Annotated in this window: 21 protein-coding genes, 1 other RNA gene and 1 pseudogene; 19 read left to right on the top strand and 4 right to left on the bottom strand. The window is 29.3% G+C overall.

Translation table 11 applies throughout. The features are described 5' to 3' along the window. Positions 1-34 precede the first annotated feature (34 nt). The 9 genes from IR152_RS08260 to IR152_RS08220 all read left to right on the top strand — a co-directional run bounded on the left by IR152_RS08260 (position 35) and on the right by IR152_RS08220 (position 9,356). Positions 35-502 carry a YbaK/EbsC family protein gene (locus IR152_RS08260; RefSeq protein WP_227451312.1) on the top strand — a complete coding sequence of 156 codons (468 nt, stop codon included), beginning with the start codon at positions 35-37 and terminating at the stop codon, positions 500-502. A 708-nt stretch (positions 503-1,210) separates the two neighbouring features. Next, a complete protein-coding gene (locus IR152_RS08255) occupies positions 1,211-2,347 on the top strand; it encodes an acyl-CoA dehydrogenase (protein WP_227451311.1) in 1,137 nt (378 codons plus the stop codon). A gap of 58 nt (positions 2,348-2,405) precedes the next feature. Continuing rightward, positions 2,406-3,188, top strand: coding sequence for an electron transfer flavoprotein subunit beta/FixA family protein (locus tag IR152_RS08250; protein WP_227451310.1), 783 nt, complete (start codon positions 2,406-2,408; stop codon positions 3,186-3,188). A gap of 18 nt (positions 3,189-3,206) precedes the next feature. Further along, entirely contained in the window at positions 3,207-4,217 is a 1,011-nt protein-coding gene (locus IR152_RS08245) for an electron transfer flavoprotein subunit alpha/FixB family protein (RefSeq protein ID WP_227451308.1), read from the top strand. An 18-nt stretch (positions 4,218-4,235) separates the two neighbouring features. After that, positions 4,236-5,033 (top strand): enoyl-CoA hydratase-related protein, encoded by a 798-nt coding sequence (locus IR152_RS08240; protein WP_227451307.1) that lies wholly within the window; start codon positions 4,236-4,238, stop codon positions 5,031-5,033. Between the two features lie 96 nt (positions 5,034-5,129). Beyond that, the gene (locus IR152_RS08235) at positions 5,130-5,975 is read left to right on the top strand and encodes a 3-hydroxybutyryl-CoA dehydrogenase (RefSeq protein WP_227451306.1); all 846 of its coding nucleotides are present in this window, start codon (positions 5,130-5,132) and stop codon (positions 5,973-5,975) included. 89 nt (positions 5,976-6,064) lie between these two features. Then, the gene (locus IR152_RS08230; RefSeq protein WP_227451305.1) at positions 6,065-7,240 is read left to right on the top strand and encodes an acetyl-CoA C-acetyltransferase; all 1,176 of its coding nucleotides are present in this window, start codon (positions 6,065-6,067) and stop codon (positions 7,238-7,240) included. A 195-nt stretch (positions 7,241-7,435) separates the two neighbouring features. After that, positions 7,436-8,338, top strand: coding sequence for an RluA family pseudouridine synthase (locus IR152_RS08225; protein WP_227451304.1), 903 nt, complete (start codon positions 7,436-7,438; stop codon positions 8,336-8,338). 13 nt (positions 8,339-8,351) lie between these two features. After that, positions 8,352-9,356: a nucleoid-associated protein gene (locus IR152_RS08220; RefSeq protein ID WP_227451302.1), complete on the top strand. Its 1,005-nt coding sequence runs from the start codon at positions 8,352-8,354 to the stop codon at positions 9,354-9,356. A 160-nt stretch (positions 9,357-9,516) separates the two neighbouring features. On the opposite strand, the gene acpP is transcribed toward IR152_RS08220, so the two are convergent. Further along, positions 9,517-9,744, bottom strand: coding sequence for an acyl carrier protein (gene acpP, locus IR152_RS08215; RefSeq protein ID WP_227451301.1), 228 nt, complete (start codon positions 9,742-9,744; stop codon positions 9,517-9,519). A gap of 171 nt (positions 9,745-9,915) precedes the next feature. Here acpP and IR152_RS08210 point away from each other — a divergent pair, with 171 nt between their 5' ends. The 5 genes from IR152_RS08210 to ccpA all read left to right on the top strand — a co-directional run bounded on the left by IR152_RS08210 (position 9,916) and on the right by ccpA (position 12,559). After that, positions 9,916-10,341, top strand: coding sequence for a hypothetical protein (locus tag IR152_RS08210; protein WP_227451300.1), 426 nt, complete (start codon positions 9,916-9,918; stop codon positions 10,339-10,341). Positions 10,342-10,388: 47 nt separating this feature from the next. Continuing rightward, positions 10,389-10,595 carry a hypothetical protein gene (locus tag IR152_RS08205; protein WP_009888870.1) on the top strand — a complete coding sequence of 69 codons (207 nt, stop codon included), beginning with the start codon at positions 10,389-10,391 and terminating at the stop codon, positions 10,593-10,595. 281 nt (positions 10,596-10,876) lie between these two features. Then, the gene (locus IR152_RS08200; RefSeq protein ID WP_003418911.1) at positions 10,877-11,056 is read left to right on the top strand and encodes a hypothetical protein; all 180 of its coding nucleotides are present in this window, start codon (positions 10,877-10,879) and stop codon (positions 11,054-11,056) included. Positions 11,057-11,089: 33 nt separating this feature from the next. Then, positions 11,090-11,290: a hypothetical protein gene (locus IR152_RS08195; RefSeq protein ID WP_054273107.1), complete on the top strand. Its 201-nt coding sequence runs from the start codon at positions 11,090-11,092 to the stop codon at positions 11,288-11,290. A gap of 246 nt (positions 11,291-11,536) precedes the next feature. Further along, positions 11,537-12,559, top strand: a complete 1,023-nt coding sequence (ccpA, locus tag IR152_RS08190; protein ID WP_413927482.1) for a LacI family transcriptional regulator CcpA — start codon at positions 11,537-11,539, stop codon at positions 12,557-12,559. A 217-nt stretch (positions 12,560-12,776) separates the two neighbouring features. On the opposite strand, the gene IR152_RS08185 is transcribed toward ccpA, so the two are convergent. Further along, a complete protein-coding gene (locus IR152_RS08185; protein ID WP_227451298.1) occupies positions 12,777-13,175 on the bottom strand; it encodes a hypothetical protein in 399 nt (132 codons plus the stop codon). Positions 13,176-13,386: 211 nt separating this feature from the next. On the opposite strand from IR152_RS08185, the gene IR152_RS08180 reads away from it, so the two are divergent. From IR152_RS08180 to IR152_RS08170, 3 genes are all read left to right on the top strand, one after another. After that, on the top strand, positions 13,387-14,277 hold the full coding sequence (locus tag IR152_RS08180; RefSeq protein WP_227451296.1) for a hypothetical protein: 891 nt from the start codon (positions 13,387-13,389) through the stop codon (positions 14,275-14,277). Between the two features lie 111 nt (positions 14,278-14,388). Further along, a non-coding RNA gene (gene ssrS / locus IR152_RS08175) (6S RNA) lies at positions 14,389-14,570 on the top strand. Positions 14,571-14,752: 182 nt separating this feature from the next. Beyond that, positions 14,753-15,934 carry a hypothetical protein gene (locus IR152_RS08170; RefSeq protein ID WP_227451295.1) on the top strand — a complete coding sequence of 394 codons (1,182 nt, stop codon included), beginning with the start codon at positions 14,753-14,755 and terminating at the stop codon, positions 15,932-15,934. A 99-nt stretch (positions 15,935-16,033) separates the two neighbouring features. On the opposite strand, the gene IR152_RS08165 is transcribed toward IR152_RS08170, so the two are convergent. Further along, complete coding sequence (locus IR152_RS08165; protein ID WP_227451294.1) at positions 16,034-17,356, bottom strand: polysaccharide biosynthesis protein; 1,323 nt, start codon at positions 17,354-17,356, stop codon at positions 16,034-16,036. A gap of 50 nt (positions 17,357-17,406) precedes the next feature. After that, a pseudogene (locus IR152_RS08160) lies at positions 17,407-17,586 on the bottom strand (phosphatase); the annotation flags it as partial. 179 nt (positions 17,587-17,765) lie between these two features. Here IR152_RS08160 and IR152_RS08155 point away from each other — a divergent pair. Together IR152_RS08155 and IR152_RS08150 are read left to right on the top strand one after the other, a co-directional pair. After that, the gene (locus IR152_RS08155) at positions 17,766-19,211 is read left to right on the top strand and encodes a PLP-dependent aminotransferase family protein (RefSeq protein ID WP_227451292.1); all 1,446 of its coding nucleotides are present in this window, start codon (positions 17,766-17,768) and stop codon (positions 19,209-19,211) included. Between the two features lie 28 nt (positions 19,212-19,239). Continuing rightward, positions 19,240-19,449: a DUF896 domain-containing protein gene (locus tag IR152_RS08150; RefSeq protein WP_227451290.1), complete on the top strand. Its 210-nt coding sequence runs from the start codon at positions 19,240-19,242 to the stop codon at positions 19,447-19,449. The last annotated feature ends 1 nt before the right edge of the window (position 19,450 follow it).

Below are 19,450 nucleotides of genomic sequence, written 5' to 3'. Positions count from 1 at the left end.
AATTTATAAACATTCAGGTTAGGAGGTGCATTTAATGTCAATAAGTAATGTAAAAGAGTATTTTAAACAATTTGGAAAAGAAGATAGCATATTAGAATTTGAACAATCTAGTGCTACTGTAGAACTTGCAGCTGAAGCAGCAGGGGTCATTCCAGCAAGAATAGCTAAGACACTTTCATTTAAAATAGGAGATGATGCAATTTTAATTGTAACAGCTGGTGATGCCAAGATTGATAATAAGAAATATAAGGCTGAATTTAGTTGTAAGGCTAAAATGCTGACACCAGAAGAGGTTTTGGAGTTTACTGGACATGCCATTGGTGGTGTTTGTCCATTTGGATTAAAAAATTCTCTAAAAGTGTATTTAGATGATTCAATGAAGAGATTTGATACAGTGTTTCCTGCATGTGGAAGTAGTAATTCTGCAATAGAGCTTACATGTGAAGAAATGGAGAAGTTTTCTAAGTATGAAAAATGGGTAGATGTTTGTAAAAATTGGTAAAAAATATAGTAAACTATAGTAGAAATTAGTAAAAAACTATCTCTATATACAATCTATACAGAGATAGTTTTTTTGTGCAAATATTTATAAATCTAAGAGGAAAATTTAATTTAAACTAATAATCAAAAATGAAGTTAAAAAATTCTGATTTTTTTTCGAAACAATAAAAAAATGACAAAAAAATGGAAAAAATGTAATAAATATTGTTAAAAAAATAATTAGAAGTTATTGAAAAATTATCCTTTGAGTGATACTATTATAAATGTAAGATATTTCAAAATAAAAAATAATCAGATAAAAATATGATTGTTTAGCTCTATTAAAATAATTTTTATACAATAAAAAATTTCTGTATATAGCTAAAAAACAGCTATATACACAATGTTTACTATCTAACAAATCCTAATATAAATATAGTAAACAAATTATTTTTTCTATAACCATTGTGAAAGAAATCTTATTCTAACTTTAAATTTCATAAAATTCCAAAAAGCGAGATTTTTTTTAATTATAGTTGATTTTAAATTAACAATTTGTAATTAAATTAATGTCATAATTGGTGAGTATAATCACATATAAATTATAGAGCGGACTTTGATTAGGGTTATAAATTTCTCGACGTATATTCAAATACCTTATTATAGATGTTGCCGAGATTTTAATTAATAAATGAAAATAAAATATTTATAAAATACTGAGGAGGCTATTATGGATTTAAATTCTAAAAAATATCAGATGCTTAAAGAGTTATATGTAAGCTTCGCTGAAAATGAAGTTAAACCTTTAGCAACAGAACTTGATGAAGAAGAAAGATTTCCTTATGAAACAGTGGAAAAGATGGCAAAAGCAGGAATGATGGGTATACCGTATCCAAAAGAATATGGTGGAGAAGGTGGAGACACAGTAGGGTACATAATGGCAGTTGAAGAATTGTCTAGAGTTTGTGGTACTACAGGTGTTATCTTATCAGCTCATACATCTCTTGGTTCATGGCCTATATATCAATATGGTAATGAAGAACAAAAACAAAAATTCTTAAGACCATTAGCAAGTGGAGAAAAATTAGGCGCATTTGGTCTTACTGAGCCTAATGCTGGTACAGATGCGTCTGGTCAACAAACAACTGCTGTTTTAGATGGAGATGAATACATACTTAATGGCTCAAAAATATTTATAACAAATGCAATAGCTGGTGACATATATGTAGTAATGGCAATGACTGATAAATCTAAGGGTAACAAAGGAATATCAGCATTTATAGTTGAAAAAGGAACTCCTGGATTTAGCTTTGGTGTTAAAGAAAAGAAAATGGGTATAAGAGGTTCAGCTACTAGTGAGTTAATATTTGAAGATTGTAGAATACCTAAAGAAAATTTACTTGGAAAAGAAGGTCAAGGATTTAAGATAGCAATGTCTACTCTTGATGGTGGTAGAATTGGTATAGCAGCACAAGCTTTAGGTTTAGCACAAGGTGCTATTGATGAAACAGTTAAATATGTAAAAGAGAGAGTGCAGTTTGGTAGACCACTATCAAAATTCCAAAATACACAATTCCAATTAGCTGATATGGAAGTTAAAGTACAAGCGGCTAGACATCTTGTATATCAAGCAGCTATAAATAAAGACTTAGGAAAACCTTATGGAGTGGAAGCAGCAATGGCAAAACTATTTGCAGCTGAGACAGCTATGGAAGTTACTACAAAAGCTGTACAACTTCATGGTGGATATGGATATACTCGTGATTATCCAGTAGAAAGAATGATGAGAGATGCTAAAATAACTGAAATATATGAAGGAACTAGTGAAGTTCAAAGAATGGTTATTTCAGGAAAATTATTAAAATAGATAAATACTAAAATATACGCAATAGGTCGATATTAAAATAGATATGGAGGAAGGATTTATGAATATAGTCGTTTGTATAAAACAAGTTCCAGATACAACAGAAGTTAAACTAGATCCTAATACAGGTACTTTAATTAGAGATGGAGTACCAAGTATAATAAACCCTGATGATAAAGCAGGTTTAGAGGAATCTATAAAATTAAAAGAAGAAATGGGTGCTCATATAACAGTAATAACAATGGGACCTCCTCAAGCAGATATGGCTTTAAAAGAAGCTTTAGCAATGGGTGCAGATAGAGCAATATTATTAACAGATAGAGCATTTGCAGGTGCTGATACTTGGGCAACTTCATCAGCATTAGCAGGAGCATTAAAAAATATAGATTTTGATATTATAATAGCTGGAAGACAGGCTATTGATGGTGATACTGCACAAGTTGGACCTCAAATAGCTGAACATTTAAATCTTCCATCAATAACATATGCTGAAGAAATAAAAACTGAAGGTGAATATGTATTAGTAAAAAGACAATTTGAAGATTGTTGTCATGACTTAAAAGTTAAAATGCCATGCCTTATAACAACTCTTAAAGATATGAACACACCAAGATACATGAAAGTTGGAAGAATATATGATGCTTTCGAAAATGATGTAGTAGAAACATGGACTGTAAAAGATATAGAAGTTGACCCTTCTAATTTAGGTCTTAAAGGTTCTCCAACTAGTGTATTTAAATCATTTACAAAATCAGTTAAACCAGCTGGTACAATATATAACGAAGATGCGAAAACATCAGCTGGAATTATCATAGATAAATTAAAAGAGAAGTACATCATATAATTTAAGGGGGGATAAAGAATGGGTAACGTTTTAGTAGTAATAGAACAAAGAGAAAATGTAATTCAAACCGTTTCTTTAGAATTACTAGGAAAGGCTACAGAAATAGCCAAAGATTATGATACAAAAGTTTCTGCATTACTTTTAGGTAGTAAGGTAGAAGGTTTAATAGATACATTAGCGCATTATGGTGCAGATGAAGTAATAGTAGTAGATGATGAAGCTTTAGCAGTGTATACAACTGAACCATATACAAAAGCAGCTTATGAAGCAATAAAAGCAGCTGACCCAATAGTTGTACTATTTGGTGCAACTTCAATAGGTAGAGATTTAGCACCTAGAGTTTCTGCAAGAATACATACAGGTCTTACTGCTGACTGTACAGGTCTTGCAGTAGCTGAAGATACAAAGTTATTATTAATGACAAGACCTGCCTTTGGTGGAAATATAATGGCAACAATAGTTTGTAAAGACTTCAGACCTCAAATGTCTACAGTTAGACCAGGAGTTATGAAGAAAAATGAGCCTGATGAAACTAAAGAAGCTGTAATCAATCGTTTTAAGGTAGAATTTAATGAGGCTGACAAACTAGTTCAAGTTGTAAAAGTGATAAAAGAGGCTAAAAAACAAGTTAAAATAGAAGATGCTAAGATATTAGTTTCTGCTGGACGTGGAATGGGTGGAAAAGAAAACTTAGATATACTTTATGAATTAGCTGAAATTATAGGTGGAGAAGTTTCTGGATCTCGTGCCACTATAGATGCAGGATGGTTAGATAAAGCAAGACAAGTTGGTCAAACTGGTAAAACTGTAAGACCAGACCTTTATATAGCATGTGGTATATCTGGGGCAATACAACATATAGCTGGTATGGAAGATGCTGAGTTTATAGTTGCTATAAATAAAAATCCAGAAGCCCCAATATTTAAATATGCTGATGTTGGTATAGTTGGAGACGTTCATAAGGTACTTCCAGAACTTATCAGTCAGTTAAGTGTTGCAAAAGAAAAAGGTGAAGTTTTAGCTAACTAATTTCTTGGGGAGGGTATTATGAGTACAAGTGATGTTAAAGTTTATGAGAATGTAGCTGTTGAAGTAGATGGAAATATATGTACAGTGAAAATGAATAGACCTAAAGCCCTTAATGCAATAAATTCAAAGACTTTAGAAGAACTTTATGAAGTATTTGTAGATATTAACAATGATGAAGCTATTGATGTTGTAATATTGACAGGGGAAGGAAAAGCGTTTGTAGCTGGAGCAGATATTGCATACATGAAGGATTTAGATGCTGTGGCTGCTAAAGATTTTAGTAGCTTAGGAGCTAAAGCTTTTGGAGAAATAGAAAGTAGTAAAAAAGTAGTAATAGCTGCTGTAAATGGGTTTGCTTTAGGTGGAGGATGCGAACTTGCAATGGCGTGTGATATAAGAATTGCATCTGCTAAAGCTAAATTTGGTCAACCAGAAGTAACCCTTGGAATAACTCCAGGATATGGGGGAACTCAAAGACTTACAAGATTGGTTGGAATGGCAAAGGCAAAAGAATTAATCTTTACAGGTAAAGTTATAAAAGCTGATGAAGCTGAAAGAATAGGTTTAGTAAATAGAGTTGTTGAGCCAGAAGTTTTGATAGAAGAAGTTGAGAAACTAGCTAAGATAATAGCTAAAAATGCTCAGCTTGCAGTTAGATACTCTAAAGAAGCAATACAACTTGGTGCTCAAACTGATATAAATACTGGAATAGATATAGAATCTAATTTATTCGGTCTTTGTTTTTCAACTAAAGACCAAAAAGAAGGAATGTCAGCTTTCGTTGAAAAAAGAGAAGCTAACTTTATAAAAGGGTAAACAATCTAATTAAAAATATATTTGCTGTTAACTAGATTAAGATATTCTAATCTAGTTAACAGAATATAAATACTAAAATAACAGGAGGTTATAACTATGAAATTAGCTGTAATAGGTAGTGGAACTATGGGAATTGGTATTGTACAAACTTTTGCAAGTTGTGGTCATGATGTATGCTTAAAGAGTAGAACTCAAGGTGCTATAGATAAATGTTTAGCTTTATTAGATAAAAATTTAACTAAGTTAGTTACTAAAGGAAAAATGGATGAAGCTACAAAAGCGGAAATATTAAGTCATGTTAGCTCAACTACTAATTATGAAGATTTAAAAGATATGGATTTAATCATAGAAGCATCTGTAGAAGATATGAACATAAAGAAAGATGTTTTCAAGTTATTAGATGAAATATGTAAAGATGATACTATTTTAGCAACAAATACTTCATCATTATCTATAACAGAAATAGCTTCTTCTACTAAGAGAGCAGATAAAGTTATAGGAATGCATTTCTTCAATCCAGTTCCTATGATGAAATTAGTTGAGGTTATAAGTGGTCAGTTAACGTCAAAAGTTACTTTTGATACAGTATTTGAATTATCTAAGAGTATCAATAAAGTACCAGTAGATGTATCTGAATCTCCTGGATTTGTAGTAAACAGAATACTTGTACCTATGATAAATGAAGCTGTTGGTATATATGCAGATGGTGTTGCAAGTAAGGAAGAAATAGATGAAGCTATGAAATTAGGTGCAAACCATCCAATGGGACCATTAGCATTAGGTGATTTAATAGGATTAGATGTTGTTTTAGCTATAATGAACGTTCTATATACTGAATTTGGAGATACTAAATATAGACCTCACCCACTTTTAGCTAAAATGGTTAGAGCTAATCAATTAGGAAGAAAAACTAAAATAGGATTCTATGACTATAATAAATAAGAATTTGATATGTAAAATTTAACTAATATTGTTTAAAAAAAACAATCTCAAAAATCTGATAAAAATCTAATTTAATGGAGGTAATAAATATGAGAGAAGTAGTAATTGCCAGTGCAGCTAGAACAGCAGTAGGAAGTTTCGGGGGAGCATTTAAATCAGTTTCAGCAGTAGAATTAGGGATAACAGCAGCTAAAGAAGCTATAAAAAGAGCTAATATAACTCCTGATATTATAGATGAATCACTTGTAGGTGGAGTACTTACAGCAGGTCTTGGACAAAATATAGCAAGACAAATAGCATTAGGAGCAGGGATACCAGTAGAAAAACCAGCTATGACTATAAATATACTTTGTGGTTCTGGATTAAGATCTGTTTCAATGGCATCTCAACTTATAGCATTAGGGGATGCTGATATAATGCTAGTTGGTGGAGCTGAAAATATGAGTATGTCTCCTTATTTAGTACCAAGTGCTAGATATGGTGCGAGAATGGGTGATGTTGCTTTTGTTGATTCAATGATAAAAGATGGATTATCAGACATATTCAATAACTATCATATGGGTGTTACTGCTGAAAATATAGCAGAGCAATGGAACATAACTAGAGAAGAACAAGATGAATTAGCTCTTGCAAGTCAAAATAAAGCTGAAAAAGCTCAAGCTGAAGGAAAATTTGATGAAGAAATAGTTCCTGTTGTTATAAAAGGAAGAAAAGGTGACACTGTAGTAGATAAAGATGAATATATTAAAGCTGGTACTACAATGGAGAAACTTGCTAAATTAAGACCAGCATTCAAGAAAGATGGAACAGTTACTGCTGGTAATGCATCAGGAATCAATGATGGTGCTGCTATGTTAGTAGTAATGGCTAAGGAAAAAGCTGAAGAGCTAGGAATAGAGCCTCTTGCAACTATAGTTTCTTATGGAACAGCTGGTGTTGACCCTAAAATAATGGGATATGGACCAGTTCCAGCAACTAAGAAAGCTCTAGAAGCTGCTAATATGACTATTGAGGATATAGATTTAGTTGAAGCTAATGAAGCATTTGCTGCTCAGTCTATAGCAGTGATAAAAGATTTAAATATAGATATGGCTAAAGTTAATGTTAATGGTGGAGCAATAGCTATAGGACATCCAATAGGATGCTCAGGAGCAAGAATACTTACTACACTTTTATATGAGATGAAGAGAAGAGATGCTAAAACTGGTTTAGCTACACTTTGTATAGGTGGTGGAATGGGAACTACTTTAATAGTTAAAAGATAGTTTTAAATTATAATTTTTTTAAATTAAATATTTAATCATGAATTTAACCTGTAAGGATAACTGTTTGTTATTCTTACAGGTTTTTATAGTTAAAAATAACTATTATCTATTAAACAAAAATAGTGTAAAATATATAATATCATGATTTTGAAGATATAAAAGAAAGTAGAAAGATAAAAGAAAGTAGGTAAAAGTTTGTTTAAAAAAGAAAATCAAAGATATAATCTTATATCGTATACAAATGAAGAAGAAATGACTTTAAAAGAAGTTTTATTGGACAAACTAAATTTCTCAGTTAGGTCATTATCAAAAATGAAGAGAGAAAAGAGTGTCTTAGTAAATGGAGTGTATAAAAAGCCAAGCTCAAAAGTATATTGTGGTGATTTAATAGAGGTAAAAATAGAAGAGGAAAAAGCCAATTTTGAGTCTCAAGATTTAAATTTACAAATAATATATGATGATTTTGACATAATTATGGTGAATAAACCTCCATTTATGGTAGTTCACCCAACAAAAAGTCACTATAATAAAACAATAGCAAATGGTATTAGTTACTATATAGATAACAAAAAAGAAAATGTGAAAATACGATTTGTAAATAGGTTAGATATGAATACTTCAGGGCTTATTATAGTAGCAAAAAATGCTTATGCACATCATACTATGTCTACAGCAATGAGCGAAAACAAAGTTGAAAAAACGTATATAACAGTAGTTGAAGGAATTATAGAAGAAGATGAAGGAACTATAGATGAGCCAATTTATAGACCTACAGAAGATTCAATAAAGAGGATAATAGATGAAAGAGGACAGGCATCTGTTACTCATTATAAAGTATTAGAAAGATTAAAAAATGCAACGGTACTAGAAGTAAGTTTAGAAACTGGTAGAACACATCAAATAAGGGTTCATATGGCTCATATAGGTCATGGAATAATAGGTGATGAGTTATATGGCTGTGTAGATGAAGAGCTTATAAATAGGCAAGCACTCCATGCATACAAGCTGGAGTTTGAGCAACCAAGAACAAAAGAAAAATTGAAATTTAAAGCAGATATACCAGAGGATATGAAAGAACTAATATCGAAATTAAGATAATGGGGTGATATATATGATAATACATAAGTTTATAATACATGTTTTGGACAAAAATAGTGATGTTCCAATACTAAACGACTTTGAAGGTAGAGTCAATCAAGAAGTAGATGGCTTTTTCCAGAAGTCTATAAAAAGAATTTCGAAGGATGAGGACTTAAGAAAGGCTATTTTTAAAGATTATAATAATAATTTAATTAAAAACTGCTGTGAACAAATAATATATGATGAAAGTTCTTTTTTGAAAAACTCTAAAGAAATTGCATCCTATTTATTTGATGTTATGAAAATCAATGCTGCATTAGAATCTTGTGATTTAGCAATTTGTTTATATACTATTAAAGATGAAAAGAGTGTAGCTATACTGAAATTAGATTATAAAAAGTTGTACACTCATTCAATTGAATTTGTAGATGATAAATTTAATATTCAAATGGTTTCAAATGAGATTGGTATTCCAGAGACTCTAAGACAAAAGCAAGGAGCTTTGATTAGTCTAAGTGGTATAAATGATGAGTTTCACCTAAGACTTTTAGATAAGGATGCTGAAAAAGAAGGGTCAGAATCAAAGTTTGTGACAGAATTTTTAAATGCTAAAAAAATAGATGATGATAAGTATAAGACAAAAGTATTTAAAAATACAGCTGAAAACTGGATAACCAATGCTCTTAGTAATGATATAAAGCAAGCTGAAGATGTAAGAAGTATATTAAATTACACACTAAAGGAAAAACATGAAGTTGATATAAATGACTTTGTTGATAATTCAATTAAAGATGATGAGTTAAAAGATAGCTTTAAAGAGCATATGGAAGAAAAAGGTCTTGATGAAAGTTTTAGTATAGATAAAAAATGGGTTGAGAAAAAACTTAAAAAAAGAAGTATAAAAACAGATAATGGTTTTGACATAAAAGGAAACCTAACTGATTTTGAAGACCCAATGAAGTATACTGTAAAACAAAATCAAGATGGGACTGTAGATATAGTAATAAAGAATGTAACATTTTATGAAGAAAAGTAATTTTGATTTAGGCAATTTATATACTTGCTATATAAATTAAATATAAGAATATATATTTTCTATATATTGTAAATAAATGTAATGTAGTCTGCGTGAACTTCGATATAAATTATTATGTGGAAGTTTACACAGACTATTTATATTTGTAGACAAAACAATATTATTTACTTTCTTCGACATATTTACATATATCACCAATACATTTAAAATTCTCAGCTTCCTCGTCTGGTATTTCTATTCCAAATTCATCTTCAAGGGCCATTATAATTTCAACAGCATCTAATGAATCAGCTTCTAAGTCATCCATTAAAGATGCCTCCATAGTTATCTCATCTAAATTGTCTACCCCTAATTGTTCTGCTATTATTTCTTTTATTTTTTCAAACATTTTAAGCCTCCTAAAGCAGTTTTAATTAATTTTAATGTTAGTTTAATATAATATTGAGAATTTTTCAATAAGGAATCTATAAAAAATAATAAAATTTTATAAAGGTAGTAATAAAGTATTATTTGATGAATAAACTTTATTGATAACAAATATAACTTAGGAGGAAATGCTATGAAATATGTAGGACTATTACTAACTTCAGTAGGAATGTTTTTACTTATAGCAGTAAATTTTTATTATAATTCAATAACTTTAGATATGCAACGTGTAGAGGACTATGTAATGGAGACTAATTTAATCCTTGAAGATGTAGCTGAAAAGGAGAGTTATGTATCTAATGAAAAAGAAGATTACATATCAAGACTAATGCATGTAAAGAAAGGGATAGAAAACTCAAAAACATCCTTCTTGATAGAAAGATATAAAGAATACAAAGTAAAATCAATAGAAAGTTTAATCTATACTATATCAGAAGAGAAAAAAGATTATCTAGATGAAGTTGATAGATACAATAAACTTGGTGAAAAAGAAATAAATAAACTAATCAATAAAAACTTTTTAGAAGTAACTTATCTGTCTATTACTACATATATTTAATTAAAGAGACAAAACTTAGTCTCTTAATGATTCAAGGAGGATTAGTTATGACAAAATTAGAAGACAATATGGAACGTTTCTTTGGAGGATGCGAAGGATTTTTTGGTAATAAAATGTTGATAATAATAGTTATAGTATTCTTATTATTATGTACAGACATTTTAGAAGACTTATTATGCGATGACAATATATGGATATGGGTTATACTAATAGTATTGTTGTTATTTAACTTCGATGATGGTTGTTGTTGCTAAAAAATATTGATTATTAAATAGGCAAAGCCAGTAACTTATACAAGTTATGGTTTTGCCTTTTTTAGTTTAGATTAGAAATTTAATACTTCATTATAAATAAAATATTCTGTCAAGTGGTTGTTTACTATACTTATAGTCTGTATGAATGTACAAACTTTACTTTTTTAGGATAAGAAAAAATTAAAAAAATAATAAAAATACATTAGCAAAATGGAAACCAAATGCATAGTATATGTTAGGAGCGAAAAGCTCAACAAAATATCAACAGGAGGTAACGTAGAATGTTAGATAGATTCTTTGGAGAAGAAGGATGTTTTGGAGGAGGAGGATGGTGGATAATAGTACTATTCTTCCTATTCTTAGCTTTTGGAGATAGCTGGGCAGAATTTGACATAATGGCATGGATACCATTCCTAATAGTTTTATTAATACTTTGCTGCTGTGGTGGATGCTTAGAATAAGAGTGCAGTTATTAAAAAAAGGAGGGCTTTGTTATGTTAGATAGATTCTTTGGAGAAGAAGGATGTTTTGGAGGAGGAGGATGGTGGATAATAGTACTATTCTTCCTATTCTTGGCTTTTGAAGATTGCTGGAGAGACATTGATATAATGTCATGGATACCTTTCTTAATATTATTACTAATAACTTGTTCATGTGGTGGATTCTTTGATGGTGACGGAGGCTGCGGCTGCTAATACTGAAATCATTAGAATGGAAAAATGCTGGTATTTTATACCAGCATTTTTTTATTTTATTTTTTAATATAATTTAAATTAAAAATGAATATTATTAAATTTGTTGAATATAGGGTATAATATAAAATATAATGTATTTAAGTGTAACTGTTTTTATGGTAAAATAAAAACTCATATAAATGTAGTTAAAATAGGAACCTTCAAGAATTTGGTTCAGTTTTAGATAAATTTAGTAAAATAAGGAGGATGAAGATGAAAGGTAATATAACGATAAAAGATGTTGCTAAACAAGCAGGCGTGTCAATATCTACTGTATCTAGAGTTATAAATGATTCAAAACCTGTAACTGATGAAGTCAAACAAAAAGTTTTAGAGGTTATAAAAGAGACTGGATATATACCAAATCCGCTTGCTAGAAGCTTAGTAACTAAGAAGAGTCAATTAATAGGGGTAATAGTTCCAGAAGTTTCAGATTCTTTTGTTAATGAGGTGTTAAATGGAATAGAAGAAGTTGCTAAAATGTATGATTATGATATTCTTTTAGCAAATACATACTCTGATAAAGAGCAAGAACTTAAGAGTATAAATCTATTGAGAGCAAAACAAGTGGAAGGTATAGTTATGATTTCGTGGGTAGTTGAACAAGACCACATCAACTATATACAAAATTGTGGAATACCAGCAACCTATATAAGTAAAACTGCTAGAAATTATGATATATATACAGTAAGTACCAGTAATAAAGAAGCTACTTTTGATATGACAGAACATCTTATAAAGAAAGGTCATGAAAAGATAGCCTTTATAATGACTAGTAAAGACGATACTGTTTTAGAAATGGAAAGACTTTCTGGTTATGAGAAAGCACTTTCAAATAACAATATAGAATTAGACAAGAGTTTAATTAAGTATGGTGGAACTGATTATGAAAGTGGATACAATAGCATGAAAGAATTGTTAGATGATGGAATAATACCTCATGCAGCTTTTGTAACAGGTGATGAGGCTGCTATAGGTGCTATAAATGCTATATGTGATGCTGGATATAAAGTTCCAGAGGATATATCGGTTGCAGGATTTAATGATGTTAAGATAGCTAGAATGTATAGACCTAAACTTACTACAGTATATCAACCTTTATACGATATGGGAGCAGTAGCAATAAGAATGGTTATAAAGTTAATAAATAAGGAATTAATTGAAAATAAGAAAATAGAATTACCTTATAGAATTGTGGATAGAGAAAGTGTTATAGAAAGAAGAAAATAAAACTAATAAAATCAATGAGGCTGTCTCAAAATAGAGATAAGCCTTTTTTTCGTTGATGAAATGATGAAAATATATTTGATTTCATACAAAAAAGAGTGTCTCATGAACTAAAAAGTTCATTTTGAGACACTCCCATTTTTTATGTCAATAATATAAAATTTAAGAATAGCTTAGCTAAAAAATAATTGTCTAATTATCTAAATAGTTCGTTTTTTATCTATTCATGAGGATTAGACTTTTTAGTTTTCTTAAATAAGCCTTTAGATTTTTTTTGTTGACCACTTGGTGTATTTTTTGGTGCAGGTGAATTTGACTTACCTTTAGTAGGTTTAACCTTCTTCGTTTTAGATGGTTTAGTATCTCTTTGAGTTTCTGCATCTGATATTTTTTCCATTATGGTATCCAATTTTTTGCGTTGATTTTCATCCAAAAATGCTTTGAACTTTGATACTACTTCATCTTTTCCATCTAAGTTCTTGCCTATTTTTATAAGTTCCTCCATAAGTTCACTTTCTGACTTTCCTTTGTAATTATCAGCCATCTTTTCTATCTTATCCTTATCAATATTTTTTTGTTTAGCCATTTTTTCTAATGACTCTGCATCTAATTTTTTCATAAAAAAACCCCTTTCTATAAATATATATTGAATTATATTCATACTATTTATATATAGAAACAATATTGAAGTGGTGAATTGTAAGTGATATATAATATAAATAAAAATTCTTATAGATAATATATATGCACTGAGCTTTAAAAATGGAACATTAAAATATGAAAAACATACTTTAATATAGGGCAATTATATAATATAAGGGGGAATTGTCTTGAATAACTTACTATTTTTGATTGGAGTGATTGCATTGAGTAATGGTAATATCTCTATATTTGATGATAAAAATAAATCAAAAGGAAATAATAGAGTTAGAAAAAACAAAAAAAATGCAAATGATAAACTATCACAGTCTATACATGGCAATTTAAGGTTTGATGCAAATGACATAAAAAGAGGTTTAAGGCTTATGGATTTAAGTGAAGAAGATTTAGAAATGGGAATGGAAATAATAACAAGAACTAAAAAATACATGTCAAGAGATGAAAGAAAAATACTAATAAAAATAGAGAGTGTTTTAGATTTGGTTAGAGGAATAAAAAAATTAAATAATATAGACGTGGTAGATATAGAAGATGAAACAGATTTTTTTAGAAAAATGGATAGTGATGATAAAAAGAATATGATGATAAAGGAAATTATAGATATATTCCCAGAAAAAAGAAAAAATTCAGTTGAAAAAGCTATAGGAATGAAAAAGAAGATAGATTTATTTGCAGAATTATTTTTACCAGATGACTTTGGAGAAGGTGGATTTAGTCTAAGTTCTTTGGCAAATATAAACAATCTTGGCAGTATGAATAATCTCAAATTGCTAGGAAGTCTCCTAAGAGGTGATGATAATGATGATGAAGACAATTATGAAGATGAGGAATTAGATTATGAAGACGAAGAATTGGATTATGATGAGGAAGAGTTAACAGATGAAGGTGAAATAGATGATAATGAAGATGAATTGGTAGAAGATAAGAACGTAGACTATGAAAATATCGAAAATGACGAAGAAATAGTGTATGATGAAGAACTATACAATATTAATGAGCAAGAACCTAAACATAATTATAATGAAAAAAATACTAAAACTAGAGTTAAGAAAAAGCGATAATTAACTAAATACATAAAGAAAAAAGGAAGAAAAAGTAATGATAGAATAAGATTATCTCAATTACTATATAAAACCACTTTAAAAATTTCAAAATTTATTATATAATAATAATATATCCTGAAACATACGATAAGGCTTTTTTAAATTCAACCTACAAATGAAATACGGGAGACCGTGTCTGGTAAATTATAACATGCCTGGTTGATTTTGGACGTTAAAGGTTACTAGCAAGTCACCCACCTGGGAGTGCCTAGGGTGTGAATTTACTTAGCCACCGGTGTTTCGGGACAAAAAAAGTGCTACTATTTAAAATAGTAGTACTTTTTTTATTAAAATGCATTTTTCTACTAAATATACCTAATTATTGATAAATTTAAAAAGCAAGTAACAATTAAGATTATAAGAGCATAGTATTAATTAGGCTTCAAAAAGCCAAAGACTTAATAAGAATCGCTTACAGGGAGGGCAATGAAAAATGCAAGATTATAAAAAAAATAAAAGAAGAATGATAAATCAGCCAATGTCTACAATGAGTGAAGAAGTGTATACAGATGAAATAAATTCAGAGGACATGAGAGGGTTTAAAAAATCACACCATCATAATGGATGTAATACTGATAATAAGTGTGATTGTCATGATGATTGCAAGCCATGCAACCCATGTAAACCTAATCCATGTGATGACAAGTTTGAATGCCATGACAGTTGTAAATGTGATTGCGAACCATGTCAAATGGATTCAGATGAATGTTTTGAAAACAAATGTGGACCAGAATGCTGTAATCCTATATCTCCAAGAAATTTCTCTGTATCAAATGCAGTTCCATTTGCAATAGAGGCTAATAGAATATTTGATACTATGCAATTCCAAACATTTACAGATGCAACTGGTCCAAATGGAGAGCCATTAACTTTTGAAACAGAAGTAGTAGAAGTATTTGGTTCAGTTCCAAGTGCAGGTCGAGCAAGTGTAACTATAGACAAAATATGCTTAAGTAATGATGGAATCGTTATAGATACAGGAATGACGACTTTAGAAGATTTTGACTTAGACCCATTGGGAGATATAGTAGGAAGAAACTGTGAAACAACTTTTGAATATGCAGTATGTGGAGAAAGAAACGCTGAATGCTGTAGACAAGGAAAAGGCAAATCAGTAGCTTATAAACAAAGAGGATTAACTGTAGCAGTTCGTAATTTAGTATTAGAACTAAGAGGTAGATGTGGATGTACAGAATTCGTTGCATTAGCTTTCCCAGCAGTCAGAGCAGGAGGTGGATCTAAGAAGAGAGTTGATTATGTAGAATTTACTTTTAACACACTTTCAGCACCAATATGCTTGCCAGCTGACGGAAGAGCTGTTACTTTAAGACAAGAATACCAAACTAACTTAACTGTAGATTGTATAGGAAAATCTATATTAAAATTAGAATGTAATGAATGTTGTGAACCTTTCCATGAATTAATAATACCAAATGATATAGATTTAGTACTTTGCTTACAAGAAACAGTTAGCACATTAATAAGTGAGCAAATAGTAGTTTTAGCATCACCAAATCCAATCCAACCAAGACTTGTTGATACTTTCGCTAAAGTATGTGATTTTTCGCAATGTGGACCTAATCATGGAAGTGGTAAGCCAAGTTGCCACAGATAGATAGGTAGATATATAAATAGTTTAAATTATAAATAAAAATCATCTAAGGAAGGCTACCAAAGTAGATAATTTACATTGTTAGCCTTCACGTTTTTATACCTAACGTATAGATTTTAGTGATTTAAAAAGTACTATAGTATGTAATAGAGAAGTAAATATTGATACTATTGTTATTGTGTATATATATGCATAAATATTAAGCCCTGGGACAGGAAGAAATACATATAAAGCTACTAGTTGAATTAGCATACCAACAATAGTATTTATACTTGAAGCTAATTCTTTTCTTATTGAATGTAAAATGCCAGATAGAGTTTGATTTAGTGACATAAATAGTGGAACTAAAAACATAGCTTTTAGATATTCTCCAGCAAGTGTATTTTTAAATACTAGTATACACAAATCTTTTCCAAAGAAATAAAAAAATATTGATGATAGTATACCTACAAATGAAGTTAGAAGTATAGAGTATTTGATTTTTTTTATAACGCTTTTACGTTTTCTTAGAGCTATTTCCTGTGAAATAGTAGGTATTAAGTTTACAATAAGCGCTGAACCAACAGTAAAAGGTAAAAATATAAAAGGCATTACCATTCCACTGACGATACCATACATACTTAAGGATTGCTGATAAGTCATTCCTGATAATGCTAATCTTGATGGTATCATCATAGAACTTATAGATTGCAAAAGTATGTTTGACATTCTATTACAAGTTATGGGAATGGACATTTTTAATGTTTCGATAGAAGAATTATAAAAATCTTTTATGCTTATAATATACCTATTGTCAAATGATGAATCTCGCCACAAGCAGATAAGCATAAATATGATATTGCTCAATTCACCAATCGATATACCTAACAGGGCAATATAACAATTCATAGATTTATTATTTATATACATAACAAGTAAAAAAACAAATAATATTTTACCGATTTGTTCAATAATTTGTCCAATAGCAGGGATTTTTACATTCTTTATACCATAGTAATATCCTCTTAGTACATTTGAAAGAGTTATTATAACTATAGCAGGACAAACTGCTAGTATAAATAGGTTTAATTTAGCATCTTTTAAAAACTTAAGTGATAAAAAAGAACTATTGAAAGATGCAACTATAGATATAGCTAGTGCTACGAAGAATGATATATATAAAGTTGATATAAATAAAGCATTAGTATTGTGTTTATCGTTTAAAGCTTTTCTCTTTGCAACTAAACAACTAAGTGCAGTAGGTATACCTGTTGTTGTAACGGCTAAGCAAATCATCAAAAAGTTAAAAATCATATGATAAATACCTAGACCTGTTTCGCCTAATGCTCTTGATAAGAATATTTTATATAAAAAACCAAATATTCTTACAACAAAATTGGATATAAATAAAATAACTGTTGATAGTACTAAATAAGGTACTTTCAAAAAAATCACCTCCTTATCTTTTAAATATATTCACAAGGAGGTGTAAAAATTTATAATTTTATAAATTCTGGTTTTAATTTATTAAATTTAAATACATATTTAAATCCCATATTTTTTAGTAATGAATATATGTAGTCAAACTCATACGCAATTTGACTTATATGATGTGAATCTGAGCCTGTAGTTATGATTTCTCCTCCCAAGTCTTTATACATTTGAAGGATATACTTTTATCATTTCTTCAATTGTAGATTTTCCGTCAGTAGAGAAACTTGAATGCATGTGATAGTCTTAAAACATAAATATTTCCCCTTTTTATAAAAATTTTGGTATTATATATACATACTAAATAATATCAAATATGTATGAAAGCATCAATAAAATATAAATACAATGAGCGGTGATAAATGTGGAAAGATACAGAATAGATTTAAGTGAGAAAAAGTTAACTAAATATATACAGATATTTAATCATATAAAAGAACTGATAATAAATAAAGAGTTAGTTGAACATGAAAAACTGCCTCCAATAAGAAAACTATCAAATTTTTTACAAGTAAATAATACTACTATAGTTAAGGTATATGAGCTTTTAGAAAATGAAGGATATGTATATAAAATTGTAGGAAGTGGAACTTTTGTATCGAGTTCAAATTCTTATAAAAATAGTATAGATAACAGTAAAAATAAGATTATTGTACAAAGAGAAGATTTAATTCATTTTGACAATGGAAATCCATCTAATGATATGTTTCCTATCGATTCATTTAAAAATGCTGTAAATATGGCATTATCTAAAGATGGTAGTTCAATATTTGATTATGATGAAGGTCTTGGCTCTGAAGAATTAAGAGACAAGATGGTAGAGTATCTAAGTGATGGAAATATAAAAACTACTAAGGAAAATATTCAAATAATATCAGGTGCTCAACAAGGTATAGATATAGTTTGTAAAGGGCTTATAAGTTATTCAGACGTTGTTTTTATGGAAGAACCTTCTTACAATGGAGCAATTGAAGTGTTTAAAAGTAGAGGTGCAAAAATAATATCTATACCTATGTTAGATGATGGAATTGATATAGGTATTTTAAAATTAAAGTTGGAAAAAATAAAACCAAGACTTATATATATTATGCCTAATTTTCAAAATCCAACCGGAATATCTTACTCAACGTATAAAAAAAAGAAGTTAATAGAATTGGCAGAAGAACATGATTTTTATATAATAGAAGATGATTTTATAAGTGATTTTGTTTTTGAGTCAAAAGATAATAGAACAGTTAGAAGTTATGATGATAAAAATAGAGTAGTGTATATAAAGAGCTTTTCAAAAATACTTATGCCAGGTCTTAGGATAGGAATTGTAGAAATGCCAAATGAATTGTTAAAAAAAGTTTTATGGGCTAAATATTCATCAGATATATCAACACCGGGTTTAATTCAAAAATCAATGTATTACTATATGAATAATTTTGATTGGAAAAATTATTTGAGTTATATAGAGAATATATATACTGATAAGTACAAATTGGCAAAAAGCTTGATTAATGACCAATTGAGTGGTAAATTAAAAGTTAGAAAATCTTGTGGAGGAATAAACTTTTTTTTAGAATTACCAAGAGGATATACATCTCAAGCATTTACAAGTTTTATGTTAAATAGAGGTGTATCAATGCTTCCAGGAACTTATTTTTTTGATAATCTAGTAGATGATAGATTCTTTAGAATCAATATAGCTCGTCCAAGCATGGAAGAGCTGGAAAAGGGAATATCTATAATAAGTGATAACATAGATGAGTTTTTTTGTGAATATAAAAACAAGTTAGATATAAAAAGTAATAAATTATTTTATTAAATAAATAGAAGTTTTTTAGGAGGAAAAAATGTTTGACAAGAAGAAATTAGATAGGATTAATGAATTAGCAAAGAAAAATAGAGAGGGAATTCTTTCTGCTGATGAAATCAAAGAAAGAGAAATTTTAAGGAAAGAATATTTAGAAAACTTTAGAGCCCACTTTAAATCAAGACTAGATAGTGTCAAAGTAGTTTCACCAGAAGAATATGAACAATACATGAAAAATAATAAAAATTAAA

The sequence above is a fragment of the Clostridioides sp. ES-S-0108-01 genome (assembly GCF_020662285.1).
Lineage (GTDB): Bacteria > Bacillota > Clostridia > Peptostreptococcales > Peptostreptococcaceae > Clostridioides.
The sequence above is the reverse complement of the archived record's forward strand: the minus strand, read 5'-3'. Positions and strand labels throughout refer to the sequence as shown.

Bases quoted from the DNA above. Each gene is read 5' to 3' on its own strand.
- IR152_RS08200 (WP_003418911.1), top strand. From the start codon at position 10,877: ATGTTAGATAGATTCTTTGGAGAAGAAGGATGTTTTGGAGGAGGAGGA.
- IR152_RS08260 (WP_227451312.1), top strand. From the start codon at position 35: ATGTCAATAAGTAATGTAAAAGAGTATTTTAAACAATTTGGAAAAGAA.
- IR152_RS08185 (WP_227451298.1), bottom strand. From the start codon at position 13,175: ATGAAAAAATTAGATGCAGAGTCATTAGAAAAAATGGCTAAACAAAAA.
- IR152_RS08230 (WP_227451305.1), top strand. From the start codon at position 6,065: ATGAGAGAAGTAGTAATTGCCAGTGCAGCTAGAACAGCAGTAGGAAGT.
- ccpA (WP_413927482.1), top strand. From the start codon at position 11,537: ATGAAGATGAAAGGTAATATAACGATAAAAGATGTTGCTAAACAAGCA.
- acpP (WP_227451301.1), bottom strand. From the start codon at position 9,744: ATGTTTGAAAAAATAAAAGAAATAATAGCAGAACAATTAGGGGTAGAC.
- IR152_RS08150 (WP_227451290.1), top strand. From the start codon at position 19,240: ATGTTTGACAAGAAGAAATTAGATAGGATTAATGAATTAGCAAAGAAA.
- IR152_RS08170 (WP_227451295.1), top strand. From the start codon at position 14,753: ATGCAAGATTATAAAAAAAATAAAAGAAGAATGATAAATCAGCCAATG.
- IR152_RS08240 (WP_227451307.1), top strand. From the start codon at position 4,236: ATGAGTACAAGTGATGTTAAAGTTTATGAGAATGTAGCTGTTGAAGTA.
- IR152_RS08250 (WP_227451310.1), top strand. From the start codon at position 2,406: ATGAATATAGTCGTTTGTATAAAACAAGTTCCAGATACAACAGAAGTT.
- IR152_RS08245 (WP_227451308.1), top strand. From the start codon at position 3,207: ATGGGTAACGTTTTAGTAGTAATAGAACAAAGAGAAAATGTAATTCAA.
- IR152_RS08205 (WP_009888870.1), top strand. From the start codon at position 10,389: ATGACAAAATTAGAAGACAATATGGAACGTTTCTTTGGAGGATGCGAA.
- IR152_RS08235 (WP_227451306.1), top strand. From the start codon at position 5,130: ATGAAATTAGCTGTAATAGGTAGTGGAACTATGGGAATTGGTATTGTA.
- IR152_RS08195 (WP_054273107.1), top strand. From the start codon at position 11,090: ATGTTAGATAGATTCTTTGGAGAAGAAGGATGTTTTGGAGGAGGAGGA.
- IR152_RS08210 (WP_227451300.1), top strand. From the start codon at position 9,916: ATGAAATATGTAGGACTATTACTAACTTCAGTAGGAATGTTTTTACTT.
- IR152_RS08255 (WP_227451311.1), top strand. From the start codon at position 1,211: ATGGATTTAAATTCTAAAAAATATCAGATGCTTAAAGAGTTATATGTA.
- IR152_RS08220 (WP_227451302.1), top strand. From the start codon at position 8,352: ATGATAATACATAAGTTTATAATACATGTTTTGGACAAAAATAGTGAT.